This is a genomic window from Cryobacterium sandaracinum, assembly GCF_004403415.1.
GTDB lineage: Bacteria > Actinomycetota > Actinomycetes > Actinomycetales > Microbacteriaceae > Cryobacterium > Cryobacterium sandaracinum.
The window spans coordinates 1-24,841 of record NZ_SOGO01000043.1 but is presented as its reverse complement, the minus strand read 5'-3'; the positions used below and the strand labels follow the sequence as shown (position 1 = coordinate 24,841).

The window sequence follows — 24,841 nt, the reverse complement described above, 5'->3', positions numbered from 1 at the left end:
GGCGCGGCGGCGGGCGGCGGGCTGCGGGGCTGCGGGGCCGCGGGGCTGGCGGCGCGACAGCGGGCGGGAGGCACGCAAACTCGCTCCGGTAGACTGGGCTGACTGCCCACAAACCTCAGGAGTTGCACCATGGTTGACGTTCGGCGGGTCAAACTTCCCGGGGTGGGAGTGCTGCACACCTTCATCACGGATGACGGCGGCAAAGTGGGCGTCATCGCCCACCGCTCGGGGCACAGCGACCTCATCACCTTCGCGGACGACGAGGGCGGCCCCGACGCCGCCAAGGTGTCCCTGCGGCTGAACGAAGACGAAGCGCACACACTCGCCGAGCTCCTCGGCGGCACCCAGATCACCGAGTCGCTCACCGCGCTCGACCAGATCCCCGGCCTCAGCATCGACTGGTTCACCGTCGACTACGAAGACCACATCGCCGGCCAGGCGCTCGGCAACCCCGCCGACCGCGGCATAGCCGGTCTGACGGTCGTGGCCGTCGTCCGCGGGGAGTCCGCGAACCCGGCGCCCGCCCACGACTTCCGTGTCTTCCCCGGCGACACGCTCGTCGTCGCCGGCTCGCCCGAGAAGGTCGCGAAGGCCTTCGCCTTCTTTCGCACCGGCGAGGTTAAGGCCAAGTCCGTCGACGCGCCGCCCGGGGGCTAAACATGCAACTCGGCGAAGACCTCATCACTCTTGGCATCCTGCTCGTCGTTGCCTATCTCCTCGGTCGTGCCGGAAAGCTGATCGGGCTGCCGTCCATCCCCATCTACATGATTGTCGGGCTCCTGGCCAGCCCGAACACCGGCTGGTTCCCGCTGGACTTCCAGTCGGCGGACATCGAACTGATCGCCATTTTCGGGCTGATCCTGCTCCTGTTCAGCCTCGGCCTCGAATTCGACCAGGAGGCGTTCTTCGGCGACGCCGGAAAACTCCTGATTTCCGGCGGCTCCTACGTTCTGATCAACATGGGAGTCGGCTTCGCGTTCGGCCTGATGGTCGGCTGGGGCAGCCGGGAGGCCCTTGTGATCGCCGGAATGACCGGCACCTCCTCGAGCGCCATCATCACCAAGCTCCTGATCGAACTGCGCCGGCTTGCCAACAAGGAAACTCCGATGATCCTCGGCGTGACCGTCGTCGGCGACATCTTCATCGCGGTCTACCTGGCGATCGTCTCCGTCGTGCTCAGCGGCAAGACCGAGGCCTGGCCGATCGTGCTGCAACTGAGCATCGCCTTCCTCTTTCTCGTCGTGATGTTCTCGGTGGCCCGCTGGGGCGCTAAAGCCGTCTCCCGGCTGATGCGCACCAAGGACGACGAACTGTTCACCATCCTCTTCTTCGGGCTCGCCGTGCTCTTTGCCGGGATCGGTGAGATCATCGGCGTGACGGATGCGATCGGGGCCTTCCTGATCGGGGTGGTGCTCGGCGCGAGCACGTACCGCGGCCGGATCGAGCGCGTCGCCGTACCCCTGCGCGACGTGTTCGGGGCTTTCTTCTTCCTCAACTTCGGCCTCGCGCTGAACGTGGCCGAATTCGGATCGGTGATCACCATCGTGTTCGCGGCCGTCGGCATGACCTTCGTGCTCAGCCTGATCTCCGGAATGCTGATGGCGAAACTGCACGGCATGGGCCCGCGGGAGGGACTCAACACCGCGGCCATCTTCGTCAACCGCGGCGAGTTCACGCTGATCCTGGCAACCCTGTCGGTGACCGCTGGTCTCGATCAGCGGCTGCAGCCCTTCGCCGGCCTCTACGTGCTTACGATGGCGATCCTGGGGCCGCTCTTCGCGGCGAACTCCGAGAAGATCGGCGCGGCCCTGCGGCGACGCCGGAAAGCCGTCCCGGCGCGGAAACGCGCCCACGACGTGATGCTGGCGGAGGAAATCGCCCTGGTCGAGGCGGCCACCGCCGCCGACACCGGCACGGATGCCCAACGCGCCGCCGACCGTCTCCTCGCCGACCACCGCCAGCGCCCGACCGCCGCGGCACCCGGCGCGGGGTCGGCCATGGCACCTGCCGACGCGACCGCCGACTCGGAGGCAGATGCCGCCGCGGCCGACGGACCGGCGTCCGCGGCCCCGGACTCCATGCTCGACTTCATCTCCGGCCGGCGCCCGGCCGAAACCGGCCCGGTCGACAAGCCGGCGCGTGACACCGCTTCAGGGGACTACTCATGATCACAACCATGCTCCGGCCGCGCTGGCTGATCGCGCTGCTGCTGGCGCTCGCGATCGCCGCGGCCTTCGCCCTGCTCGGCCGGTGGCAGCTCGAACGCGCCATCGCGTCCGGCGAAGTCGTGGAGCGCAGCACCGAGACCGTGCAGCCGCTCCACGAGGCGGTGTCGCCGGACGGGCCGCCGCGCGAGTCAGCGACCGGCCAGCTGGTCACCGTGGACGGCTCCTTCGTGCCGGGGGACGACGTGCTGATCAGCGAACGCCTCAACGGGGGCGACAGCGGTTTCTGGGTAGTGAGCCGCTTGTCGACGGTGGAAACGGCATCCGTGCCCGTCTCCACCATCGCCGTGGCTCGCGGCTGGGCCGCCACCGAGGAGGAGGCCAGGTCGGCGATCGAGGCGCTCTCGGCGCAGGCCGCCGCGCAGCAGCAGACCGTGACGGGCCGCTTCGTTCCCTCCGAGGCTCCCGTCGTGCCGGACGAGGACAGCGACCCGCGCACCCAGACCACGGTCTCCACCGCCGCGCTGATCAACCGGTGGGCGGACTTCACCGACCAGTCCGTCTACGCCGGCTACATCGTCGACACGGATGCTGCCGCGAACCTCACCGTGATCGACTCGCCCGTGCCCGGCAACGACGCATCGGTCAACTGGCTGAACATCTTCTACGCCCTCGAGTGGGCAGTCTTCGCCGGCTTCGCGGTGTTCCTCTGGTACCGCCTGGTTCGGGACGACTGGGAGCGTCAGCAGGAGCAGGCCGCCATCGACGCGACGGAGGCCGTCTAGAATTGGCCCATGCCACTTGACCCCAAGCCTGCCGACATCCCCAAAATCCCCGGTGCGCTCCGGCTCTACAAGGTTTCCTCGGTCATCACCGGTGTCTTCCTGCTGCTGCTCTGCGTCGAGGTCTTCCTGAAGTTCGTGCTGCAGCTCGAAATCGAAGTCGGCGGCCCGAACGGGATCATCGCCCTCGTCGCCCGGGACTCGGTGACCGCATTCAACCTGAGCACCGGCATCCTGATCGTGCACGGCTGGCTGTACGTGCTCTACCTGTTCAGTGACTTCCAGCTCTGGAGCCTGATGCGCTGGTCATTCCCCAAGTTTCTGCTGATCGCACTCGGAGGCATCATTCCTACCCTGTCCTTCTTCCTCGAGGTGCGCGTCGCGCGCGAGGTCAACGCCTTCCTGGCGACGCACGCCGACTCGTCTGCCGCTGCCGCTGGGGCCGAGGCCCGCTCGTGAGCGCCGCTGTGAGCGCCTCGACCGGTGCCCGCCCCGTTCTGGTGGTCGACTTCGGTGCCCAGTACGCGCAGCTGATCGCGCGCCGGGTGCGCGAGGCATCCGTCTACTCCGAGATCGTGGCCCACTCGATCACCGCGGCCGAGGTCGCGGAGAAGAACCCGCTCGGCATCGTGCTCAGCGGCGGGCCGTCCAGCGTCTACGCCGAGGGTGCCCCCACCTTCGACCCGGACATCTTCGACCTGGGCATCCCGATCCTGGGCATCTGCTACGGCTTTCAGGTGATGGCCACGACCCTTGGCGGCGAGGTGGCCCGCACTGGCCGGAGCGAGTACGGCGCGACCCCGGTCAGAGTCACCGACAGCGGCAACGCGTTGCTGGCCGGGCAGCCGGCCGAGCAGACGGCGTGGATGAGCCACGGTGACTCCGTGTCGAAAGCCCCCGCCGGCTTCTCGGTGCTCGCGTCCACGAGTTCCACCCCGGTCGCCGCCTTCGCGAACGATACGCGCCGGCTCTACGGCGTGCAGTGGCACCCCGAGGTCAAGCACTCCGAATTCGGCCAGAACGTGCTCGAGAACTTCCTGCACCGCGCCGCCGGCATCCCCGCCGACTGGAACAGCGGCAACGTCATCGCCGAACAGGTGGCCCGCATCCAGGCCCAGGTCGGCACCGGCAAGGTCATCTGCGGGCTCTCCGGCGGAGTCGATTCCGCCGTGGCCGCTGCCCTCGTGCACAAGGCCATCGGCGACCAGCTCGTCTGCGTGTTCGTCGACCACGGCCTGCTCCGCCAGGACGAGCGCCGTCAGGTCGAGGAAGACTTCGTCAAGGCCACCGGCGTGCGTCTGGTCACCGTCGATGTGCGTGAGCGGTTCCTGACCGCGCTGGAGGGCGTCAGCGACCCGGAGACCAAGCGCAAGATCATCGGTCGTGAGTTCATCCGCACCTTCGAGCAGGCTCAGGCCGAATTGATCAAGGAAGCGGCGGCAACGAATGAAGACCCGATCCGCTTCCTCGTGCAGGGCACCCTGTACCCGGACGTCGTCGAGTCCGGCGGCGGCAGCGGCACCGCCAACATCAAGAGCCACCACAACGTCGGGGGCCTGCCGGAAGACCTGCAGTTCGAATTGATCGAACCGCTGCGCACCCTGTTCAAAGACGAAGTGCGCGCGATCGGCGCCGAGCTGGGACTGCCGGCCGAGATCGTGCAGCGCCAGCCGTTCCCCGGACCCGGACTCGGCATCCGCATCGTGGGCTCGATCACCCAGGACCGGCTCGACCTGCTTCGCCACGCGGATGCGATTGTGCGCGCCGAGCTGAGCGCCGCGGGCCTCGACCGTGAGATCTGGCAGTGCCCGGTGGTGCTGCTCGCCGACGTGCGGTCCGTGGGCGTGCAGGGTGACGGCCGCACCTACGGGCACCCGATCGTGTTGCGCCCGGTGTCGTCGGAAGACGCCATGACGGCCGACTGGACCCGCCTGCCGTACGACCTGCTGGCGCGGATCTCGAACCGGATCACGAACGAGGTGGACGGGGTGAACCGCGTCGTGCTCGACGTCACGTCCAAGCCGCCGGGGACCATCGAATGGGAGTAGGGGAATGCTCCCGGTTGTAACGCGGGGAGTGAGCGTGTCGCTCCTCAGCTCAAACAATGGGCGGCGGATGCCGGACCCTCCGCTTCGCTCCGGGGCCGGCATCCGCCGCCCATAACTCGACACCCCGCGACACGCCCTCTCCCCGCCTCGCGATCGCTGAGGGACAAGCAACTTTGGGGGTGAGGACGACGAAAGGGCCGCCCCGATGGGGCGGCCCTTTCTGCGTGCGGTCGTGCGGCGGGGTGGGTACTACTCGCGGGCGATGGCGAAGATGCGGAGCATCTCGACGTAGAGCCAGACGACGGTGAGCATGATGCCGAAGGCGCCGGTCCAGCCGTACTTGCGGGGGATGCGGTTGTTGACGCCGCGCTGGATGAAGTCGAAGTCGAGCACCAGCGAGTACGCGGCCATGATCACGGCGAGGACGCCGATCAGGAGGCCGATCGGGATGCCGAAGATCTCGGCGCTGCGAAGACCGAACGCGTTGTCGGTCGCGCCGAAGACCATCATGCCGAAGTTGATCAGCGAGAACACGCCGTAGCCGATCATGGCGATCATGAAGACCTTGGTGGCCTTCTTGGAGGCGCGGATCTTGCCGCTGGCGAAGAGGGCCAGCGTGACGCCGACGACGACGAGCGTGGCGAGCACGGCCTGGGTGACGACACCCGGGTAGATCTGCTCGAAGACGATCGAGATGCCACCGACGAAGAGGCCCTGGGCCGCGGCGTACGCGAGGATCAGGGGCGGCGACGGCTCTTTTTTGAACGCGTTGACCAGTCCGAGGACCAGACCCGCGATCGCGCCGACGATGAGCGGCAGCATCGTCACCGGGGTGACCAGCCAGCCGATGGCTGCGGTCACCAGCAGCAAGGCGAAGCTGAGCACCGTCTTGCGGATGGTGTCGTCGTAGCTCATCCGGTCGGTGTCCTGTGAACCGGCGGAGGGAGCGTTGAACATGCCCTGCAGGTCGCTGTCGGAGAGCACCTTGCCACCTGCAGTGGCGCCAGGAGCGCCGAACGCGGCGTTTCGGGAGAATGCGGGGTTGGAAGATGCCATGGTTGCCGAAGCTCACAATCAAGTGGGTAGGTAGCGGAGCCAACACCGGTAAGTGCTGGACTGTTCCTAGATTCTATTCAGATCTGCTGGGGATCCGCCGTATTCAGGTTTGCGACTCGCGGTGACCGGGGGCGGCGCCCCGCCGACCAGCCGGCCAGCCACCAGGCGAGCCAGGAGGCGGCCGCCGTGGTGATGAAACCGATTAGATAACCGACCCAGTTCTGGTCGTAATTGTTCAGCGCGTCCTTGAGCAGGAAACTCATCGTGATCGACGGGATCAGGGCCAGGTAGCTCAACCACGGGCGGTGCCGCACGAGCAGCCAGCAGGCCAGAAGCACGGCGAAGACACCGTTGAAATCGGCTCCGCCCAGCAGCAGGATGCTGCACAGCAGGGCCGGAACCAGAACCGTGAGCCGCCGCCACAGGGCCCCCGGCAGAATCAGCCAGCCCAGCACGTGCAGGGGCGGGCCGATGGCCAGGAAGAACAGGCTGTAGGTACTGGTGAAGTTCGTGGCCAGCACCCCGAGCACGACCAGCGTCAGTCCGGTCACGTAGCGGGCGCGGTAGCTGCCCCACCGGTGCAGGCGGGTCGGTGGAACGGTCCAGGGTGTCATCGCCTCGATTCTGGCAGTTGCACGCGTAGGGTTGGCAAATGCAGCCGATTGTGATCGGTCACCGCGGGGCGAGCGGTTACCGACCAGAGCACACCCGTTCCGCCTACGAACTGGCCGTCGCTCTCGGCGCGGACGCGGTCGAGCCTGACATCGTCGCCACCCGCGACGGTGTACTTGTGGTGCGCCACGAGAACGAGATCGGGGCGACGACGAATGTCGCAGCGCACCCCGAGTTCGCCGGCCGCCGGGCGACCAAGGTGATCGACGGCATCCGGCTCACCGGCTGGTTCACCGAGGACTTCACCTGGGCCGAGCTGCGCACCCTGCGCGCCCGGGAGCGCCTGCCCGAGGTGCGGAAGGCAAGCGCCACCTTCGACGACCGGTTCCCCCTGCTGCGCCTGCGGGACGTGTTCAAGCTGATGGACCGGCTGTCCGGACGGGTGCGCCGGCCCATCGGCGTCGTCGCCGAGCTCAAGCACGCCACCTACTTCGAGTCGATCGGGCTTCCGCTCGACGAGCTGTTCGCCGCCGAGGTCAACGACGCCGGTTGGAACGCCGGCGACGGCCGCCTCACCATCGAGAGCTTCGAGCGCAGCCTCCTCGACAAGGTCTACGCGCGCGGCATCTACGGCAAGCGTGTCTTCCTGCTCGAGGCGCGCGGCAAACCCGCCGACGAGGTCGCGCTGCTCGGGCCGAAAGCGCCCCACTACGCCGACTACCTCTCCGACACCGGGCTCTACGGGCTGAGCGGCACGGTCGACGGGATCAGCGTGCCCAAATCGCTCATCCTGGCCACGGATGCCGATGGTCACGTCTCCGGCGCCTCCGACCTGGTCGACGCCGCGCACGCCGCGGACCTGGAGATCTACTGCTGGACGCTGCGCCCGGAGAACCGGTACCTTGCGAAGACGTTCCGCCGTGGGCGGCTGCGGGCCGACTTCGGAAACTGGCAGGCCGAGTTCCGCACCATCCTCGGCACCGGGATCGACGGGGTCTTCGCCGACCACCCCGACCTGGCGGTGCTCGTGCGGGACGAGCTGGCCGCGGAGGACTGACCGGGGCGCTGCCCCGCACCGGGGCGGTGTCAGACGCAGCACCTAGAATTGGGAGCGATATGACGACCCTCTTCGACCCGGACCACACGCCCGCCCGCCAGGTCCCCTCCGCGGTGCCCATCATCCTGGACGGAGCGGCTCCGCGCGACCGAGAGAGTCCACTGCTCGAAGGGCTCAACCCCCAGCAACGCGAGGCCGTGCTGTACCGCGGACCGGCGCTGCTGATCATCGCGGGCGCCGGATCCGGGAAGACCAGTGTGCTCACCCGCCGCATCGCCAGTCTGCTGGAGAGCCGCGAGGCCTGGCCGAGCCAGATCCTCGCCATCACCTTCACCAACAAGGCCGCGGCGGAGATGCGGGAGCGGGTGCGGGCGATCCTCGGCCAGGGGGCCGACGGCATGTGGATCAGCACCTTCCATTCCTCCTGCGTGCGCATCCTGCGCCGCGAAGCGGAAAGCGCGGGCCTCTCCGCCACGTTCAGCATCTACGACTCGGCCGACACCAAGGTCACGCTCAAGCGCATCATCAAGGCCCTCGACGCCGATACGCTCGGCTTCACGCCCGGTAATGCGTCAGCGAAGATCTCCAAGCTCAAGAACGAGCTCGCGGACGCCGACTCCTACGCCCGCAACGCGAACATGAGCGACCCGCAGGAGGTCATGTTCGTCGAGATCTTCCGGCAGTACACCCATCGGCTGCGCGCGGCCAACGCCCTCGACTTCGACGACCTGATCGGCGAGACGGTCTACCTGTTCCGCGCGTTCCCGAAGGTCGCGGCCCTCTATCGGCGCCGGTTCCGCCACATCCTGGTCGACGAATACCAGGACACCAACCACGCGCAGTACTCGCTGGTGCGCGAGCTGACCCGTCCCGTCGAGCCCGACCTGGCCGAGGAGATGGAGGCGACCGGTGTGCACGTGCGCAACCTGCGCGACGCCTCCGGCGGCATCCCGGGAGCCTCGCTCACCGTGGTCGGCGACTCCGACCAGTCGATCTACGCCTTCCGAGGCGCGGACACCCGCAACATCAGCGAGTTCGAGCGCGACTTTCCGGGCACCAGGGTGATCCTGCTCGAGCAGAACTACCGCTCGACCCAGAACATCCTCTCGGCCGCCAACGCGGTGATCGGCCACAACTTCGACCGCACAGACAAGAAACTGTGGAGCGCGGGCGGCGACGGCGAGAAGATCGTGGGCTACACGGCCTATTCCGGTCACGACGAGGCCCAGTTCGTCTCGGACGAGATCGAGGTGCTGCACCGCGCCGGCATGGCCTACCGCGACATGGCCGTGTTCTACCGCACCAACGCGCAGACCCGTGCGCTTGAAGAAATCCTGGTGCGCTCCGCGGTGCCCTACCGGGTCGTCGGCGGCACCAAGTTCTACGAGCGGGCTGAGATCAAGGATGCGCTGGCATACCTGATCGCCGTCGCGAACCCGAACGACGAACTGGCGCTGCGTCGCATCCTGAACACCCCCAAGCGCGGAATCGGCCCGGCCACCGAGACGGCGCTGGCGAGCTTCGCGGAGGCGAACCAGATCAGCTTCCGGCAGTCGATGCGCGACTGCGCATCGCTGGGCCTCGGCCCCAAGGTGACCGGGGCCATCCTGAAGCTGGCAACCTTGCTCGACGAGGCGGCGCTGAAGCTCGACCCGGAGAACCCGGCCGGCACGGCGAACGTGTCCGAGCTGCTTACGTTCCTGCTCGATGGCAGCGGACTGCTCAGCCTGCTGCGAGGCAGCCGCGACCCGCAAGACGAGGCGCGCGCCGAGAACATCGAGGAACTCGTCGCCCAGACCAAGGACTTCAACAAGGAGAACCCCGACTCGGGGCTGGTCGACTTCCTCACCCAGGTGTCCCTGGTCGCCGCCGCCGACGACCTCGACGACGCCTCCGGAACGGTGTCCCTGATGACCCTGCACACGGCGAAGGGACTCGAATACGAGGCCGTGTTCCTGACCGGCGTGGAGGAGGGCCTGCTGCCGCACCAGATGTCGGCCAACGAGCCCGGCGGGCCCGCCGAGGAGCGGCGCCTGTTCTACGTGGGCATCACCCGAGCCCGCCAGAGGCTCTACCTCTCCCTGGCGATGACCCGGGCCCAGTTCGGCGACATCAACGTGGCCATGCCCAGCCGCTACCTGCAGGAGATCCCCGTCGACCTGATCGACTGGAAGCAGTCCCCGGGCATGGCGAACTCCCGCGGCGGCACCCAGCCCCGGGCGCTGAACGCGAGACGCGACGGCTTCGGCGGCGGGTTCGCGGGGCGCGGTGACCCGCAGGCGCTGCCGCCCGCGCCGAAGAAGAAGACCGAATGGGCCAGCCGGGTGCCGAGCCAGGTGCGCGACAACGGTGACCTCACCCTGATGCAGGGCGACCGCATCCGTCACGTCGATTTCGGCGACGGCCGCGTCAACCAGGTCACCGGTGACGGCACCAAGCGCATCGCGCACGTCCAGTTCGACACGGCGGGCGCAAAGAAGCTTCTGATCAAGATCGCGCCGATCGAGAAGCTCTAGTGGCGGAGCCGCGTGCCGCGGGTCCCGGCGCGCCGCGGCCTTCCTGCTGGTCAGCGTCGCCGCTGGGCTCGTGATGAGCGTGGCCGAGGCAACCCTGCCGGCCCTGGTGCTCGGGCTCCTGCTCGTGATCACGGCGGGGATCCTGCTGGCATCGACGTATGGCTTGTTCCCCGGCACGCCGATCTTCTTCGTCTTCGCCTACCTGGTCTGTGCGCAGGTGCCCGCGCCGGTCGACGAGATGCTGCCGCGCCTGTTGGTGGCAGTGACGAGCGCCGCGCTGGCCTGGCTGCTCACCATGTCCGGCTGGGCGTTTCGGCGCCTGGTCGGAGACCGCTCCGGCGACCTGTTCAAGGAGCTGCCGCGCACGCCGCTGCTGCGACCGGCCGCGTTCCGCGACGTCCAGGCGTGGCTCACCATCCTGCAGCACCAGGTCGGCGTGCTGCTGGCCGGCGGGCTCGCCCTCTTCGTGAGCATCGGGCACCCCTACCGGGCAGTGGTGAGCGTGGTCGCCGTGCTCCCGCCGCCCCGTGCCGCGCACTCCATCTCCCGGGCGGTGCACCGCATCATCGGTACCGCGCTCGGAGTGGCGGTGACCGCCCTCGTGCTGCTGCCCGGGCCATCCGTCTGGGTGCTGATCGCGGTGATCGCGATCGGCCAGTTCGGCGCGGAAATCCTGATCGGCAGGCACTACGGCGCCGCCCTGCTGTTCGTCACGCCATTGGCGCTGACCGTGGCTCACCTGGCCGACCCGGTCGCCGTGCCGACGCTGCTGGTCGACCGGGTGGTGGAAACCGCGCTCGGCGGCGTGGTCGCGGTGCTGATCGTGCTCGCGGCGCGCGGCCCCGCCCGGCAGCATTCGCGTCGGCTCGGTGGAAAGCGTCCACCCCTGAACGCTTAGGAACTGCACAGGTTGCTCCCAGCTTTTCGATAGCCCGTCGATTGGTACGCTCGCGAGGCTCTTCGCATGAGCATCGACACCCGCACCACCCCGCCGCGTCGGCGCACTGCTCCCGCGCCGCGCGTGCGCCCCGAATACCGGCAACGGATGCGGCTGGCTGACACCCTGCAGGTTCTCTGTACCGTCTCCGTCGCCCTCGTCATCGCCCTGTTCCTGGCCGATGGCGGCGCTGCCCGCTTCGCCACCCCCGCAGACGTGCTCACCTCCCTTGGCGTGCTGGCCGGACTGATCGGCACAGACCTGCTCCTGATCATGATGCTGTTGGCCGCACGGTTGCCCGCCATCGACCGGGCCTTCGGCCACGACGGTGCGATGGCCCTGCACCAGTCGCTCGGTAAGCCGGCGCTCTCCCTGATCCTCGCGCACGCCGGGCTTTTGATCGTGGGCTACGCGCTGGCCGGCGAGATCAGCGTCGTCGCCGAGGTGTGGCGCATGCTGACCGTGCTGCCGGACATGCTCCTGGCCGTCATCGGCCTCGGACTCCTGGTGCTGGTGGTCGTCAGCTCGATCGTGATCGTTCGGCACCGCCTGCCGTACGAGGTGTGGCACATCGTGCACCTGCTCTCCTACGTGGCCGTGCTGGCGTCGCTGCCGCACCAGCTCACCGTCGGGGCCCTCCTGGTCGCCGGCTCGCCGCAGTGGTTTTACTGGCTGGCCCTGTACGTGGGGGTGGCCGGCTCGATCCTCGTCTTCCGGGTCATCCTGCCGGTCGTCCGCTCGCTGAGGGCCCGGCTGCGGGTGGAGGGCGTCGACCGGGTCGCCGACGGCGTCGTCTCGATCCGTGTGTCCGGCCACCGCCTGGCCCGGCTTCAGGCCGACGCCGGGCAGTTCTTCATCTGGCGGTTCTGGACTCCCGGGCTCTGGTGGCAGGCGCATCCGTTCTCCCTCTCGGCCGCGCCCACCGGCAACTCCCTGCGCATCACGGTGCGCTCCCTTGGCGACGCCTCTGCCGCGCTCGGCGGCCTGCGCCGGGGCACCCGGGTGAGCGTCGAAGGCCCATACGGACTGTTCACCGACCGGGCCAGAACGTCACCGCGGATCGTGCTCGTGGCCGCCGGTATCGGCGTCGCCCCGATCCGCTCCCTGTTGGAGACGGCGAGTTTCCTGCCCGGGCAGGCCACGGTCATCCTGCGCTCCCACACGTTCGCAGACAGCTACCTGGCCGACGAACTCGCCGAGTTGTGCCGGGCGCGGGGTGCGGAGTTTCGCGTCATCGTGGGGAAGCGGCTGCCGGGTGTGGAGAGTTGGCTGCCCGCCGACGCGGTGGCGGGCCCGGTGAACCTGCTGACCCTGGTGCCGCGGCTGCGTGACGCGGACGTGTATGTCTGTGGTCCACGGCGGTGGACTGATGAGGTCGTGCGGGATGCCCGCTCGGCCGGCCTTCCCCCGCGACAGATTCATTTCGAAAGGTTTGACTGGTGAGAATTCGAGCAGCGGCTGCGGCCGCCCTGGCTTCCGTTTCCGTTCTGTCGGTGGGTTGGCTCGTCGGAGCCCCCGCCGTGCAATCCCTGCAGGCCACGCTGACGACGACCCTGACGAGGCCGCCGTCCAACGAAACGACGGGCGTGTCCTCGACGGGCGGTGGCACGGGCGGTGCGACGACCACGATCGACGCGTCGGCACCTGTCGACGAGGCGCTCGCGCCCACCAGCGTCACCGGCACGTTCGAGGGCTCAGCCGTGCAGACCCGGTTCGGCCCGATGCAGGTGTCGGTGACCATCGACAACGGCACGATCACCATGGTCACCCCGCTGCAGCTGACCAATGACGACCGGAAGTCGGTCCAGATCAGCAACCGGGCGGCCCCGATCCTGCGGGAAGAGGTGCTCGCCGCGCAGTCCGCCAACGTGGCGAACGTCAGCGGCGCGACGTACACGACCCAGGGGTACCTCCGTTCGCTCCAGGCAGCCCTCGATGCCGCACAGTTCTAGCGCGGTGGCCGGTCACACGGCGATCACGGCTCTGAGCATGGGGACCGTCATCAGCATCCGTCTCGGTGACGGCGCCGCCCCGCACGACGACGCCCGCCTGGCTGCTGCCCGGAACGCGGTCGTGGAGGTGTTCCGAGGCTGGAACGAACGCTTCAGCCTCCACCGGGAGGGGTCGGAGCTCAGCCGCGTCAACCGCGGCGAGCTGCGGCTCACCCAGGCCGGGCCCGAACTCCGCAACTGCTAAGCGCTCGCCCTGGCGTGGCGGGGCCGCACCGACGGGGTCTTCACCCCGCACCGCGCCGACGGCGCCATCGACCTGTCCGGCATCGTCAAGAGCCTCGCGATCGCGGAGGCCGGAGACCTGCTGAACCGAATCGGAGCCCGGGACTGGTCGCTCAACGCAGGCGGGGACATCCTCGTCGGCGGTGACCGGGCGCCCGGCCTCGGCTGGTCGGCCAGGATCGTCGACCCTCTGGACCGAGGAACCCTGCTCGCCACGGTGCCGCTGACCCTGCCGGTGCGGGCCGTGGCCACCTCGGGCAGCGCGGAGCGCGGCGACCACATCTGGACCACCGTCGACGGCGGGGTGTCGCCCTACCGCCAGGTCACCGTCTTCGCCCGGGACATCGTGACCGCGGATGTGCTGGCCACGGCCATCGTCGCCGGCGGGCAGGCGGCACTGGACCGCAGCACGGAGGCTTTCCCGATCGATGTGCTGGCGGTGCTGCGCGACGGTTCGCTGCTGGCCACGCCAGGCCTGCGGGCAGCGTCGGGCCTGCGGGCAGCGTCGGGCCTGCGGGCAGCGTCGGCCTGACCGGGCTCGCGGGCGCGGGGCCTGTCGCCCTGCCTGGATGCCCTTCCTTGTCGCTTGCGGCTCGGGAGCGTAGCGTTGCCGCCGCGGGAATGCCCAAACGGGGCGGCTCCCATCAAGCTGGAGGTGTCATCATGGCGAGCGACCCGGAGGGACTCTGGCCGCGGCGAGCGGATGCGACGAGCGACGGACTCGACGAAGACCGCGAGATCGATGACATCGAACTGACCCTCGACAAGGATGTGCCGCTCGCCGAGCACGGAGATGCGGTGTGGATGATCGACGCCGACCAGCGCCCGGTTGAGCTTGACGACGAGGACGACGACCGGGGAACCGAGGAGCCCGGCGAGCCCGGACCCCGGGAGTAGCCGGCCTCGTCAAACCGATTGGTTCTGTCGCTCTCGGAAGATCAGAGCCGACCGCACCGCGTGGCGCCGTTCACCCCCGGAGGAGCGCCGTGCCCGCGGCGAACCAATTCGACGGAGATTCTCCTGAAAAACGGCTTTTCGAGGGTAATCAGGGCCGTTTCTGGCAAAATCTCCGTCGAATTCGTTCAGGCCGGAGACGCTGAAGCGCCGCGTACTCGAGAGACTCGCCGAGCCGTGAGTTCGGCTCCTCAACCCTGTGGCCCGTGGGGAGAGGAGCTCTGCTCACCGTTCGGCGAGCGTACGTGCGACGGAGCGGCTACGCGACGGCGCGGGTGCGAGCCTGCCGGTGGCGGAGGAGCACCGCGAGCCCGCGCCAGCCGAGCAGGAACACCCCGAGCACGACGGTCGCCACGACGACGAAGCTGAATTCCGTTCCCTGCCCGCTCACGGTGCGCAGCAGCATCCCGACGCCGACGGCGAAGAGCCAGATTCCGGTGCCTGTCCAGACGATCTTTTGCGGGCTGCGCCAGGCGCGCATGACGAGCCAGCCCACGAGGAGACCGCCAAGGAAGGGCAGCCCGGTGATCAGGGTGCCGAGAATATCCTCTTGGTGGCTGGCCCGGCCGATCAGCACGAAGACCAGCACCAGGGCGGCGTCGAGTCCCGCCGCGAGGAGGAGACTGGACCGACTGCTCTGCTGGATTGCCATGCTTCCAGCCTACGGGGGCCCGGAGGGTCAGACCGCGTTGCCGATCCGGCCGCGGTGCCGATCAGACCGCGTTGCCGATCAGACCGCGGTGCCGAGCAGGGAGCCGATCGCCCAGGTGACTCCGAGCGCGAGCAGGCCGCCAACGAGCACCCGGGAGATCGCGCGGGTTTTCGGACTGCCGCCGAGGTAGGAGCTCAGCCAGCCGGTGATGACCAGGGCGATCGCGACGGCGAGGAAAGTGGCCGGCAGGCGCCACTCCGGCGGCGGCAGCAGCACCGCCAGCAGCGGCAGGCTCGCACCGACCGTAAACGCGATGGCGGAGGCGTAGGCGGCGTGCCACGGGTTCGACAGCTCGTCGGCGCCGATGTGGAGTTCCACCTCGAGGTGCGCGGCGAGGGCGTCGTGCGCGGTCAGCTCGAGGGCCACCTGCTTCGACGTCCGGGGGGTGAGCCCCTTTGCCTGGTAAAGGTCGGCCAGTTCGGCGAGCTCCTGCTCGGGCATGTTCTCGAGTTCCCAGGTCTCCTTGGCGATCAGGGCGCGCTCGGTGTCGCGCTGGCTGCTCACCGAGACGTACTCGCCCAGGGCCATCGAGATCGCGCCGGCGAGCAGGGCGGCGACACCCGCGATCAGGATCGCCGAGGCATCCGTGGTCGCCGCCGCGACGCCGACCACCAGGGCCGCAACCGACACGATGCCGTCGTTGGCTCCGAGCACGCCGGCCCGCAGCCAGTTCAGGCGCGAGGCATGGTCGGCGGAGTGGGGATCGACGCCGTGTTCGGGTTCAGTCATGACTGAATCCAAGCAGGCGGATGCGTGCCGCGCCAGCAAGGACTGGCTTGCCTCACGGCGGCAACTTCACGGCGACCGACGTGCGGCGCACGGCGTGTTCGCGATGTCGGCGGGGACCGATAGAGTTTCAAATGGTACGTATGTCTTGATGTCGAGCTATCTGCGGCGCGGGCATCCGTGCCCTTGCCCCTCAAGACCTTGCAGGAACGCTACGACGCGGATTGGAAGAGCAGCGTGGATCTTTACGAATATCAGGCACGAGACCTGTTTGAACAGTATGGAGTCCCGGTTCTGCCGGGCATCATCGCGGACACTCCGGAGGAGGTGCGCACCGCGGCCGAGAAGTTGGGCGGCGTTGTTGTCGTCAAGGCCCAGGTCAAGGTCGGCGGCCGCGGCAAAGCCGGCGGCGTGAAGGTGGCGAAGACCCCCGACGACGCTGAAGCCGCCGGGCGCGCCATCCTCGGACTCGACATCAAGGGCCACACCGTCAACCGGGTCATGGTGGCCGGCGGAGCCCGTATTGCGCAGGAGTTCTACTTCTCCGTGCTGCTGGACCGCACCAACCGCTCCTACCTCTCGCTCGCGAGCTACGAGGGTGGCGTGGAGATCGAGGTTCTCGCTGTCGAGAAGCCCGAAGCGCTCGCCTACACGGCCATCGACCCGATTGCCGGGATCGACCTGAACACGGCCCGTCAGATCGCGGTCGACGCGAAGTTCCCGGCCGACCTCGTCGACAAGGTCGCACCCGTCTTCGTGCAGCTCTACAACGTATTCACCGGTGAAGACGCGACCCTGGTCGAGGTCAACCCGCTCGTGCTGACCGAAGAGGGCGACGTCATCGCCCTCGACGGCAAGGTCACGATCGACGAAAACGCCGGCTTCCGCCACCCGAGGCACGCCCTCCTCGAGGATGCGGCCGCTGCCGACCCGCTCGAGGCGAAGGCCAAGGAGAACGACCTCAACTACGTCAAGCTCGACGGCGAAGTGGGCATCATCGGCAACGGCGCCGGACTCGTGATGAGCACCCTGGACGTCGTCGCCTACGCCGGCGAAAACCACGGCGGCGTCAAGCCTGCCAACTTCCTCGATATCGGGGGCGGAGCATCCGCCGAGGTCATGGCCGCCGGTCTCGACGTCATCCTCGGTGACCCGCAGGTCAAGGCCGTGTTCGTCAACGTCTTCGGCGGCATCACCGCCTGTGACGCTGTGGCCAAGGGCATCGTGGGCGCGCTCGCCGAACTGGGCAGCGCCGCCAACAAGCCGCTCGTTGTGCGCCTCGACGGCAACAACGTCGAGGAAGGCCGTCGCATCCTCACCGAGGCCAACCACCCGCTCGTCACACTGGCCGCCACCATGGACGAGGGTGCCGCCAAGGCCGCCGAACTCGCCCACGCCGCGAAGTAAAGGATTTTCGAACATGTCAATCTTCCTCAACAAGGACTCCAGGGTCATCGTGCAGGGCATCACCGGCGGTGAGGGCACCAAGCACACCGCCCTCATGCTGAGGGCCGGCACCCAGGTCGTAGGCGGCGTGAATGCTCGCAAGGCCGGCACCACCGTCGGGCACGGCAGCGTTGAGCTGCCCGTGTTCGGCACGGTTGCCGAGGCGATCGAAAAGACGGGCGCGGATGTCTCCATCGCATTCGTGCCACCGGCCTTCACCAAGGACGCCGTCATCGAAGCCATCGACGCCGGCATCCCGCTGCTCGTCATCATCACCGAGGGTGTGCCCGTGCAGGACTCGGCCGAGTTCTGGGCCTACAACAACGCCAAGGGCAACAAGACCCGCATCATCGGTCCGAACTGCCCCGGCATCATTACCCCCGGTGAGGCGCTCGTGGGCATCACGCCGGCGAACATCACCGGCAAGGGCCCGGTCGGCCTCGTCTCCAAGTCGGGCACCCTGACCTACCAGATGATGTACGAACTGCGCGACCTCGGCTTCTCCACCGCCATCGGCATCGGCGGCGATCCCATCATCGGCACAACGCACATCGACGCGCTCGAGGCGTTCGAGGCTGACCCCGAGACGCTCGCCATCGTCATGATCGGAGAGATCGGCGGCGACGCCGAGGAGAAGGCGGCAGAGTACATCAAGGCCCACGTCACCAAGCCCGTTGTCGGCTACGTAGCCGGCTTCACCGCCCCCGAGGGCAAGACCATGGGCCACGCCGGCGCCATCGTCTCCAACGGGGCCGGAACCGCCCAGGGCAAGAAGGAGGCCCTCGAGGCCGCCGGGGTCAAGGTCGGCAAGACGCCGAGCGAGACCGCCACCCTGCTGCGTGAGGTTCTCGCGGCGCTGTAACCGGCATCGCTGCACAAGCACCGAACAACAGGGCCCGCCTCACCAGGCGGGCCCTGTCGCGTTGTCGGCCGGGGCCGGCGAGCCTGCCTGCCGTGCCTCTGCCTGCCGCCTGCCGTGCCTGTGCCTGCCGCCTGCCGTGCCTCTGCCGCCCTGCCTCTGCCGTGCCCGGGGCCCGAACGAATTCGACGGAGATTTTGGTCAGAACCGGACCGAAATATCTGTTCCAGCCTGGATCGAGCAAAATCTCCGTCGAATTCGTCAGCGCGCGGCGGGGGGCAGGGGAGCCGGGGCGGCGGAAACGGTAGGCTCCGATCGGATGAAACGCTTAACGACCGCCCTGCTTGCCGCGCTCGACGCGCTCATTGTCGTAGCCATCGGGGTCGGCATCGCGCTCGTTCCGCTCACGGTTCTGTGGGCCACGCAGTTCGACATGGCCGTCAACTGGCTTGTGTTCTGGCGTGCCGCGGTCGACGTCTGGCTCGTCGGCAACGGCGTCGACCTGGTCGTCCAACTCGACCCGACTCTCGTCGCCGCCCTGAACCTGCCCGGCTCGGACGCCGCGTTCCCGATCACGATCGCACTGCTGGGCTTCGCGCTGATGGCCGTGCTCTTCGGCTTGCGCACCGGCCGCCGGGCGGCGGAAACCCCCTACCGCTGGGTCGGGGTGACGGGCGCCATCGCCGGCTACGCTCTGCTGACCGCTCTGCTCGTGCTGTCGGCCGGCACGGATGCCGTGCGCCCCCAGACGGTACAGGGTCTGGTTCTGCCTCCGCTCATCTTCGCCGCCGGCGTTCTGATCGGCGCCGGCCAGGGTCAGCTGGGCCGCCTGATCGGCAGCATCCCCGGCCTGCCCGGCCGCCTCCCGGGAGTCGTCCGGGGCGCGGGCCGCGGCGCAACCGGCAGCAGTGCCGACAGCGCCGGCAACGTCGCCAGCGTCAGCGGTTCCGGCGCCGGCAGCAGCGCCGGCAAGAGCGTCCACGGCCTCAATGGCACCAGCAACACCAGCAACACCAGCAACACCAGCAGTAGCAACACCAGCACCAGCACCAGCAGCAACACCAGCAGCACGGGTGCCGCAGCCGGCCTGCTCCCGGTCGCGGTGCGCGCGGGCGCCGCCGCGGCGCTGCGGAGCGGAACGGCCGCGGCCGCCGGTATCCTCTGCGTCTCCGGGATCACCGTTTTCGTGCTGATTCTAACCAGCTACGCCACCATCATCGGACTCTACGAGACCGTGCAGGCCGGCGTCCTGGGCGGCATCGCGCTCACACTCCTGCAGCTTTCGCTGATCCCGAACCTGGTCATCTGGGCCGCGGCCTGGTTTGCCGGACCCGGCATCGCGGTGGGCGTGGGCACCAGCGTGTCCCCTGTCGGCACCTCGCTCGGCACCCTACCGGGCCTGCCGATCCTTGGCGTGCTGCCGCAGGGCAGCCTGGCGTTCGGGTTTGTCGGCCTGCTCGTGCCGCTGCTGGTCGGTTTCCTCGCCGCCGTCATCCTGAGGCAGCGGGCGACCGCGGATGTCCCTCCTTCCATCTCGGAACGGCTCCTCACTGGCCTCGGCACCGGGTTCGTCGCCGGTGTGCTTCTCGGGCTGCTGGCCTGGTGGTCGGGCGGAGCTCTCGGCCCGGGCCGTCTTGTCGAGGTCGGCCCGAACCCGCTGCTGGTCGGGGCGTTGGTCGCGCTCGAGGTCGGCATCGCGGCCTGCCTCGGTCTCCTGACTCCCGCGCCCACGGTCGGCGCGAACGGCTCCGGGCGCGGTGCGACGGGCGAAATGCCGGGAACGAAGCCGGGCACGAAGCCGGGCACGAAGCCGGGCACGAAGCCGGCAACCGCTTCACGTGCGGCGCGCAGTGGGGATACCGGGGTCGGTCGTCTCCTCGGCCGGCTGCGCGACGCGCTCCCTCGCCGGTAGGCTTCTCCCGTGCTGAACTTGGTCGTACTGATCTCCGGCGGGGGATCCAACCTTCGCTCCCTGCTCGAGGCCTGCCGCGACGCCGAATACCCGGCCCGCGTGGTGGCCATCGGCTCCGACCGGGACGCCGACGGGCTCGTGCTCGGCGAGGAATACGGCATCTCCACGTTCACGGTGCCGTACACGTCGCATCCGTCCCGGGAGGCCTGGGGCGACGAGCTCCTCGCGCAGATCCAGCAGTGGGACGCCGACCTCATCGTGCTCAGCGGCTTCATGCGCCTGCTGCCGCCCCGGGTGGTGGCGGCGCTGACCCCGAACCTGCTCAACACGCATCCGGCCTACCTGCCCGAATTCCCCGGGACGCACGGGGTGCGTGACGCGCTCGCCGCCGGGGTCGCCGAAAGCGGCGCCAGCCTGATCGTGGTTGACACCGGCGTCGACGACGGACCGATCATCGCGCAGGAACGGGTGCCGGTGCTGCACGGTGACACCCAGGCATCCCTGCACGACCGCATCAAAATCGTCGAGCGTCGCCTGCTGGTGCAGGCCGTGCTCGATATCGCCAACGGACACGTCGATCTCAAGGAGTATCCCCACATATGAGCGGTCCCACTAACGCCCCGAGCCTGTACCGCCACCGCGACGTCGTGCCCGTGCAGCGCGCCCTCATCTCGGTGAGCGACAAGACGGGTCTGGTCGAACTGGCCGCAGCTCTCGCGGCGACCGGCGTCGAAATCGTATCGACCGGTTCAACGGCCGCCTTCATCCGCGCCGCCGGCCACGACGTGACGGATGTCTCCGCCGTCACCGGCTTCCCCGAATCTCTCGACGGCCGGGTCAAGACCCTGCACCCGGGAGTGCACGCCGGTATCCTCGCCGACCTGCGCCTCGAGGCGCACGAGGCGCAGCTCGCCGACCTCGGCATCGCCGCATTCCAGCTCGTCGTCGTGAACCTGTACCCGTTTGTCGAGACCGCCCTGTCGGGTGCGGTCCCGGCCGACGTGATCGAGCAGATCGACATCGGCGGCCCGGCCCTCGTGCGCGCCGCGGCCAAGAACCACGCCAACGTCGCCATCGTGGTGGACCCCGACAACTACGACGAGATCATCGCAGCCGTCGAGGCCGGCGGCACCCCGCTGACGCTGCGCCAGAAGCTGGCCTCGCTCGCCTTCGAGCACACCGCCGGCTACGACCTGAGCGTCTCCGCCTGGTTCACGGAGAACGTCTACGACCAGTGGCAGGATGACGCAGCGGCCCTCGACGAGGAGATCCTCGAGGAGTTCGACGCCGTGATCGGCGACGCCCTCTCCGAGGAGATGCCGTTTCCCGAGACCCTCGTCATCGAGGCCACCCGCAGTGCGGTGCTCCGCTATGGCGAGAACTCGCACCAGGCCGCGGCCCTCTACCTCGGCGAGGGCGGACAGGGCATCGCGCAGGCCGTGCAGCGCCACGGCAAGGAGATGTCGTACAACAATTACGTCGACGCGGATGCCGCCGTGCGCGCCGCCTACGACTTCGTCGCACCGGCCGTCGCCATCATCAAGCACGCCAACCCCTGCGGCATCGCCGTCGCCAACCCCAAGGCGCCCGACGCGATCGCCTCCGCGCACCACCGCGCGCACGACTGCGACCCGATCTCCGCGTTCGGCGGCGTCATCGCGGCCAACCGCACGGTCACCCTCGGTATGGCCGAGACCGTCAGTCAGATCTTCACCGAGGTGCTCGTCGCCCCGGGTTTCGAACCGGCCGCGTTCGAGCTGCTCAGCGCCAAGAAGAACATCCGCCTGCTCGAGCTTCCGGTTGACTACCACCGATCCTCGCTCGAACTGCGCCAGATCTCTGGCGGCCTGCTCGTGCAGGAGTCCGACACGTTCGACGACCTCGACTCGTCGACCTGGGCCCTCGCGGCCGGCGACGAGGTCGACGCGGCCACCCGGGCGGACCTCGAGTTTGCGTGGAAGGCCTGCCGCTCCGTGAAGTCGAACGCCATCCTGCTGGCGCGCGGCGGGGCATCCGTGGGCGTCGGAATGGGCCAGGTCAACCGGGTCGACTCCTGCCACCTCGCGGTGCTGCGGGCCGGCGACCGGGCGGCCGGCTCGGTCGCGGCCTCGGACGCGTTCTTCCCGTTCGCGGACGGCCTGCAGGTGTTGCTCGACGCGGGCGTCACCGCTGTTGTGCAGCCCGGCGGCTCCGTGCGCGACGCCGAGGTCATCCAGGCGGCCGCGGATGCCGGCGTCAGCATGTACTTCACCGGGGAGCGCCACTTCTTCCACTAGGCGTTCATCGGGGCAGCCCCGGTGCGGCCACGGAATCTGGCACGATTGAAGGAACCGTGGCTTCGCCAGACCCGTCCCGGCAGGAAGGAACGCCGTGCCAGACCTCGAGGGATTCATCCAGACCGGCTACCTCGTCGCCCTGGCGGTCGCGGTCGTGGCCGCGGTGGCGATCACGGCGATCGTCGCCCTGGTCTTCCGGGTGGTGGGCCGGAAGGAAGCCTGGGCGCGCACGCTGGTCGGCCTGGTCAGGACGCCGTTCCGGTTGACGCTGCTGGTGGGCGCGATCTGGACCGTTCACACGCTGTTCCTGCAGACCTCCGAGGGGATCGAACGACTGGTCGACTTCTTCTTCCGGGCCCTCTTCATCGCCGCGTCCACCTGGCTGGTCTGCGCGCTGCTCTACTTCTTCGAGGAGGTGGCGGCCGCCCGCTACCGCATCGACGTGCGCGACAACCGCGTCGCGAGAAGGGTGCGTACCCAGCTGCGGATGCTGCGGCGCATCGGCGTCGTCGTGATCGTCATCTGCGCGATCGGGGCAGTGCTGCTCAGTATCCCCGGCGCCGCGACCCTGGGCGCGAGCCTGTTCGCCTCAGCCGGTCTGCTCAGCGTCGTGGCCGGCCTGGCCGCGCAGTCCACTCTCGCGAACGTGTTCGCCGGCATCCAGCTGGCCTTCAACAACGCCCTGCGGGTCGACGACGTGGTCATCGTCGAGACCGAGTGGGGCAAGATCGAGGAGATCACCCTCACCTACGTAGTCGTGCACATCTGGGACGACCGCCGCATGGTGCTGCCGTCGACCTACTTCACCACCAACCCGTTCCAGAACTGGACCCGGCACAACAGCGAGTTGCTCGGCGCGGTCGAGTTCGACCTCGACTGGCGTGTCGACCCCGCCGGCATGCGCGTGGAACTCGACCGCATCGTCGCGCAGACCGAGCTCTGGGACGGCCGCGTGGTCGTACTCCAGGTGACGGATGCCGTGGGCGGCTTCGTGCGCGTGCGCGTGCTGGTCTCCGCCGCCGACGCTCCCACCCTGTTCGACCTCCGCTGCCTCGTGCGCGAGAACCTGATCGACTGGCTCAATACGCACAACCCCGAGGCACTGCCGGTGGGACGGATGGAACTGCGGCGTGAACCCCCGCGTGCGGAGGTTCCCGCGCGCGCCGCGCCGTCGGCCCACCCCGTCACCGCGCCCATCGGGCTGTTCTCCGGCGACGAGAACGCCAAGGCGCGGGCGGCCGAGTTCACCGCGACCATCCCCGTGCAGGAGGGTCCGGCCGAGAAGCGCTGACGCGCCGCCGGTCACGACGCGCAGTCGGGGAGTCGCGCGGCTATTCTGGTGCAGTCGACGCGTCACGATCGCGGCGGCACAGCCAGCCCACAAGGCCGACCAGCGAGGAGAACCACCCCATGACGCTCACGCACCCCACCACCTCGCTGGATGCCCTGATCGGCCTCCCATTCACGCACGAGCGCGTGTTGATCACCACCGGCATCCGTTCGGGCCTCGTGATCACCGTGGCCGTGCACTCCACCCGGCTCGGCCAGGCCCTCGGCGGCGCCCGCCTGTGGCAGTACGAGAACTGGACGGATGCCGTCGCCGACGCCCTGCGCCTGTCCGCGGCCATGACGCTGAAGAACGCGGCCGCCGGGCTGAACCTGGGCGGCGGCAAGTCCGTGATCCACGTGCCGCTCGGCACCGAGTTGAGCGAGGCGGAGCGGCGTGACGTCATGCTCGACCTCGGCGACGCCATCGAAAGTCTGGACGGCGCGTACATGACGGCCGAGGACGTCGGCACGAACGCCGAGTCGATGGCCATCGTGAAGGAACGCACCGACCACGTCTGCGGTCTCCCGGCCGCCAGCGGGGGCGTGGGCGAACCGGCCGACGCGACCGCGGCCGGCGTCTACGCCAGCGTGCTCGCCACCCTCGACGCCCTGTTCGGCAGCCGCGAGGTTTCCGGCCGGCACATCGTCATCTCCGGCCTCGGCCAGGTCGGCGGCCGCCTTGCCGGCGAGCTCGCCGCCGCCGGGGCACGCCTCACGGTCAGCGACGTCAACCTGGGCAAGCAGCAGGTCGCCGCCGGCCTCGGCGCGACCTGGGTCCCCGTCGACGAGGTGCACCACGTGCCGGCCGACCTGTTCGTGCCCTGCGGGCTCGGCGGGGTGCTCACCGCCCGGGTGATCGGTGAACTCAATGTGCTCGGGGTGGTCGGGGCCGCCAACAACCAGCTCGCCCAGCCGGAGGGTGCCGCCCAGCTGGACGCGCGGGGCATCCTCTGGGCACCCGACTTCGTTGTGAACGCCGGCGGCGTCATCTACCTGGCCCTGGCCTCGGAGCCGAACGCCGACCGGGCCGTCGTGACCGAGCGGGTCGCCGCGATCGGCGATGTCGTCGCGCAGATCTTCACGGATGCCCGCGAGCAAGGCATCACAACGCTCGCCGCCGCCGAGCGCCTCGCTGCCGCGCGGCTGGACGCCGCCCGCCCGCGGTAGCCGCCCCGGGCGGCTCCCCGGTCGCTTCGCCGGCGCTGCGCGCGTGCTGCGCC

The 24,841-nt window shown here is 69.0% G+C and carries 24 protein-coding genes; 20 read left to right on the top strand and 4 right to left on the bottom strand.

Annotation, left to right across the window (positions count from 1 at the left end; translation table 11 throughout):
- Positions 1–129 precede the first annotated feature (129 nt).
- From E3T25_RS16230 to guaA, 5 genes are read left to right on the top strand one after another with little or no spacing between them, the layout of a single operon-like run.
- Complete coding sequence (locus E3T25_RS16230; RefSeq protein WP_104100916.1) at positions 130–657, top strand: cation:proton antiporter regulatory subunit; 528 nt, start codon at positions 130–132, stop codon at positions 655–657.
- A 2-nt stretch (positions 658–659) separates the two neighbouring features.
- Positions 660–2,168 (top strand): cation:proton antiporter, encoded by a 1,509-nt coding sequence (locus E3T25_RS16225; protein ID WP_134375405.1) that lies wholly within the window; start codon positions 660–662, stop codon positions 2,166–2,168.
- A complete protein-coding gene (locus tag E3T25_RS16220; protein WP_104100914.1) occupies positions 2,165–2,950 on the top strand; it encodes an SURF1 family protein in 786 nt (261 codons plus the stop codon). The genes E3T25_RS16225 and E3T25_RS16220 overlap by 4 nt, the downstream gene beginning before the upstream one ends.
- Before the next feature lie 9 nt (positions 2,951–2,959).
- A complete protein-coding gene (locus E3T25_RS16215; RefSeq protein WP_134342981.1) occupies positions 2,960–3,406 on the top strand; it encodes a DUF3817 domain-containing protein in 447 nt (148 codons plus the stop codon).
- The gene (gene guaA / locus E3T25_RS16210) at positions 3,403–4,995 is read left to right on the top strand and encodes a glutamine-hydrolyzing GMP synthase (RefSeq protein ID WP_233191399.1); all 1,593 of its coding nucleotides are present in this window, start codon (positions 3,403–3,405) and stop codon (positions 4,993–4,995) included. Before E3T25_RS16215 ends, guaA begins: the two co-directional genes overlap by 4 nt.
- Before the next feature lie 249 nt (positions 4,996–5,244).
- Here the strand turns inward: guaA and E3T25_RS16205 are convergent, their stop codons facing one another.
- Both E3T25_RS16205 and E3T25_RS16200 read right to left on the bottom strand, forming a co-directional pair.
- On the bottom strand, positions 5,245–6,051 hold the full coding sequence (locus tag E3T25_RS16205; RefSeq protein WP_104100912.1) for a Bax inhibitor-1/YccA family protein: 807 nt from the start codon (positions 6,049–6,051) through the stop codon (positions 5,245–5,247).
- Positions 6,052–6,128: 77 nt separating this feature from the next.
- Positions 6,129–6,665, bottom strand: coding sequence for a hypothetical protein (locus E3T25_RS16200; protein WP_134375403.1), 537 nt, complete (start codon positions 6,663–6,665; stop codon positions 6,129–6,131).
- A gap of 38 nt (positions 6,666–6,703) precedes the next feature.
- Between E3T25_RS16200 and E3T25_RS16195 the strand changes: the two genes are divergently transcribed.
- From E3T25_RS16195 to E3T25_RS16165, 8 genes are all read left to right on the top strand, one after another.
- Positions 6,704–7,720: a glycerophosphodiester phosphodiesterase family protein gene (locus tag E3T25_RS16195; RefSeq protein ID WP_134375401.1), complete on the top strand. Its 1,017-nt coding sequence runs from the start codon at positions 6,704–6,706 to the stop codon at positions 7,718–7,720.
- A gap of 59 nt (positions 7,721–7,779) precedes the next feature.
- Entirely contained in the window at positions 7,780–10,236 is a 2,457-nt protein-coding gene (locus tag E3T25_RS16190; protein WP_104100909.1) for an ATP-dependent helicase, read from the top strand.
- Positions 10,237–10,309: 73 nt separating this feature from the next.
- Entirely contained in the window at positions 10,310–11,134 is an 825-nt protein-coding gene (locus E3T25_RS16185) for an FUSC family protein (protein ID WP_134375399.1), read from the top strand.
- 66 nt (positions 11,135–11,200) lie between these two features.
- The gene (locus E3T25_RS16180; RefSeq protein ID WP_241980923.1) at positions 11,201–12,616 is read left to right on the top strand and encodes a ferredoxin reductase family protein; all 1,416 of its coding nucleotides are present in this window, start codon (positions 11,201–11,203) and stop codon (positions 12,614–12,616) included.
- Complete coding sequence (locus E3T25_RS16950) at positions 12,613–13,125, top strand: FMN-binding protein (RefSeq protein WP_166786032.1); 513 nt, start codon at positions 12,613–12,615, stop codon at positions 13,123–13,125. The genes E3T25_RS16180 and E3T25_RS16950 overlap by 4 nt, the downstream gene beginning before the upstream one ends.
- Before the next feature lie 37 nt (positions 13,126–13,162).
- Positions 13,163–13,369, top strand: a complete 207-nt coding sequence (locus tag E3T25_RS17590; protein ID WP_241980922.1) for an FAD:protein FMN transferase — start codon at positions 13,163–13,165, stop codon at positions 13,367–13,369.
- Between the two features lie 9 nt (positions 13,370–13,378).
- On the top strand, positions 13,379–13,939 hold the full coding sequence (locus E3T25_RS17585) for an FAD:protein FMN transferase (protein WP_338145492.1): 561 nt from the start codon (positions 13,379–13,381) through the stop codon (positions 13,937–13,939).
- 131 nt (positions 13,940–14,070) lie between these two features.
- The gene (locus E3T25_RS16165; protein ID WP_134375397.1) at positions 14,071–14,304 is read left to right on the top strand and encodes a hypothetical protein; all 234 of its coding nucleotides are present in this window, start codon (positions 14,071–14,073) and stop codon (positions 14,302–14,304) included.
- Between the two features lie 316 nt (positions 14,305–14,620).
- Here E3T25_RS16165 and E3T25_RS16160 read toward each other — a convergent pair whose 3' ends face one another.
- The gene (locus tag E3T25_RS16160; RefSeq protein ID WP_134342986.1) at positions 14,621–15,013 is read right to left on the bottom strand and encodes a DUF3054 domain-containing protein; all 393 of its coding nucleotides are present in this window, start codon (positions 15,011–15,013) and stop codon (positions 14,621–14,623) included.
- A gap of 78 nt (positions 15,014–15,091) precedes the next feature.
- On the bottom strand, positions 15,092–15,802 hold the full coding sequence (locus E3T25_RS16155) for a VIT1/CCC1 transporter family protein (protein WP_104100904.1): 711 nt from the start codon (positions 15,800–15,802) through the stop codon (positions 15,092–15,094).
- 234 nt (positions 15,803–16,036) lie between these two features.
- Here E3T25_RS16155 and sucC point away from each other — a divergent pair, with 234 nt between their 5' ends.
- The 7 genes from sucC to E3T25_RS16120 all read left to right on the top strand — a co-directional run bounded on the left by sucC (position 16,037) and on the right by E3T25_RS16120 (position 24,788).
- Positions 16,037–17,206: an ADP-forming succinate--CoA ligase subunit beta gene (gene sucC, locus E3T25_RS16150; RefSeq protein ID WP_104101020.1), complete on the top strand. Its 1,170-nt coding sequence runs from the start codon at positions 16,037–16,039 to the stop codon at positions 17,204–17,206.
- A gap of 13 nt (positions 17,207–17,219) precedes the next feature.
- A complete protein-coding gene (gene sucD / locus E3T25_RS16145) occupies positions 17,220–18,107 on the top strand; it encodes a succinate--CoA ligase subunit alpha (RefSeq protein WP_134375395.1) in 888 nt (295 codons plus the stop codon).
- A 316-nt stretch (positions 18,108–18,423) separates the two neighbouring features.
- Positions 18,424–20,016, top strand: coding sequence for a cell division protein PerM (locus E3T25_RS16140; protein WP_174843962.1), 1,593 nt, complete (start codon positions 18,424–18,426; stop codon positions 20,014–20,016).
- A gap of 9 nt (positions 20,017–20,025) precedes the next feature.
- Positions 20,026–20,619 (top strand): phosphoribosylglycinamide formyltransferase, encoded by a 594-nt coding sequence (gene purN / locus E3T25_RS16135; RefSeq protein WP_134375393.1) that lies wholly within the window; start codon positions 20,026–20,028, stop codon positions 20,617–20,619.
- Positions 20,616–22,292, top strand: a complete 1,677-nt coding sequence (purH, locus tag E3T25_RS16130) for a bifunctional phosphoribosylaminoimidazolecarboxamide formyltransferase/IMP cyclohydrolase (protein ID WP_134342988.1) — start codon at positions 20,616–20,618, stop codon at positions 22,290–22,292. Before purN ends, purH begins: the two co-directional genes overlap by 4 nt.
- Positions 22,293–22,386: 94 nt before the next feature.
- Complete coding sequence (locus tag E3T25_RS16125; protein WP_134375391.1) at positions 22,387–23,583, top strand: mechanosensitive ion channel family protein; 1,197 nt, start codon at positions 22,387–22,389, stop codon at positions 23,581–23,583.
- Between the two features lie 119 nt (positions 23,584–23,702).
- Positions 23,703–24,788 carry a Glu/Leu/Phe/Val dehydrogenase family protein gene (locus E3T25_RS16120; protein ID WP_134342990.1) on the top strand — a complete coding sequence of 362 codons (1,086 nt, stop codon included), beginning with the start codon at positions 23,703–23,705 and terminating at the stop codon, positions 24,786–24,788.
- The last annotated feature ends 53 nt before the right edge of the window (positions 24,789–24,841 follow it).

Coding starts and splice junctions, on each gene's coding strand:
- sucD (WP_134375395.1), top strand. CDS start 17,220: ATGTCAATCTTCCTCAACAAGGACTCCAGGGTCATCGTGCAGGGCATC.
- E3T25_RS16225 (WP_134375405.1), top strand. CDS start 660: ATGCAACTCGGCGAAGACCTCATCACTCTTGGCATCCTGCTCGTCGTT.
- E3T25_RS16195 (WP_134375401.1), top strand. CDS start 6,704: ATGCAGCCGATTGTGATCGGTCACCGCGGGGCGAGCGGTTACCGACCA.
- E3T25_RS16160 (WP_134342986.1), bottom strand. CDS start 15,013: ATGGCAATCCAGCAGAGCAGTCGGTCCAGTCTCCTCCTCGCGGCGGGA.
- E3T25_RS16215 (WP_134342981.1), top strand. CDS start 2,960: ATGCCACTTGACCCCAAGCCTGCCGACATCCCCAAAATCCCCGGTGCG.
- E3T25_RS16140 (WP_174843962.1), top strand. CDS start 18,424: ATGAAACGCTTAACGACCGCCCTGCTTGCCGCGCTCGACGCGCTCATT.
- E3T25_RS16180 (WP_241980923.1), top strand. CDS start 11,201: ATGAGCATCGACACCCGCACCACCCCGCCGCGTCGGCGCACTGCTCCC.
- E3T25_RS16205 (WP_104100912.1), bottom strand. CDS start 6,051: ATGGCATCTTCCAACCCCGCATTCTCCCGAAACGCCGCGTTCGGCGCT.
- E3T25_RS17590 (WP_241980922.1), top strand. CDS start 13,163: ATGGGGACCGTCATCAGCATCCGTCTCGGTGACGGCGCCGCCCCGCAC.
- E3T25_RS16165 (WP_134375397.1), top strand. CDS start 14,071: ATGGCGAGCGACCCGGAGGGACTCTGGCCGCGGCGAGCGGATGCGACG.
- E3T25_RS16230 (WP_104100916.1), top strand. CDS start 130: ATGGTTGACGTTCGGCGGGTCAAACTTCCCGGGGTGGGAGTGCTGCAC.
- purH (WP_134342988.1), top strand. CDS start 20,616: ATGAGCGGTCCCACTAACGCCCCGAGCCTGTACCGCCACCGCGACGTC.
- E3T25_RS16185 (WP_134375399.1), top strand. CDS start 10,310: ATGAGCGTGGCCGAGGCAACCCTGCCGGCCCTGGTGCTCGGGCTCCTG.
- E3T25_RS16155 (WP_104100904.1), bottom strand. CDS start 15,802: ATGACTGAACCCGAACACGGCGTCGATCCCCACTCCGCCGACCATGCC.
- E3T25_RS16220 (WP_104100914.1), top strand. CDS start 2,165: ATGATCACAACCATGCTCCGGCCGCGCTGGCTGATCGCGCTGCTGCTG.
- E3T25_RS16190 (WP_104100909.1), top strand. CDS start 7,780: ATGACGACCCTCTTCGACCCGGACCACACGCCCGCCCGCCAGGTCCCC.
- E3T25_RS16120 (WP_134342990.1), top strand. CDS start 23,703: ATGACGCTCACGCACCCCACCACCTCGCTGGATGCCCTGATCGGCCTC.
- E3T25_RS16200 (WP_134375403.1), bottom strand. CDS start 6,665: ATGACACCCTGGACCGTTCCACCGACCCGCCTGCACCGGTGGGGCAGC.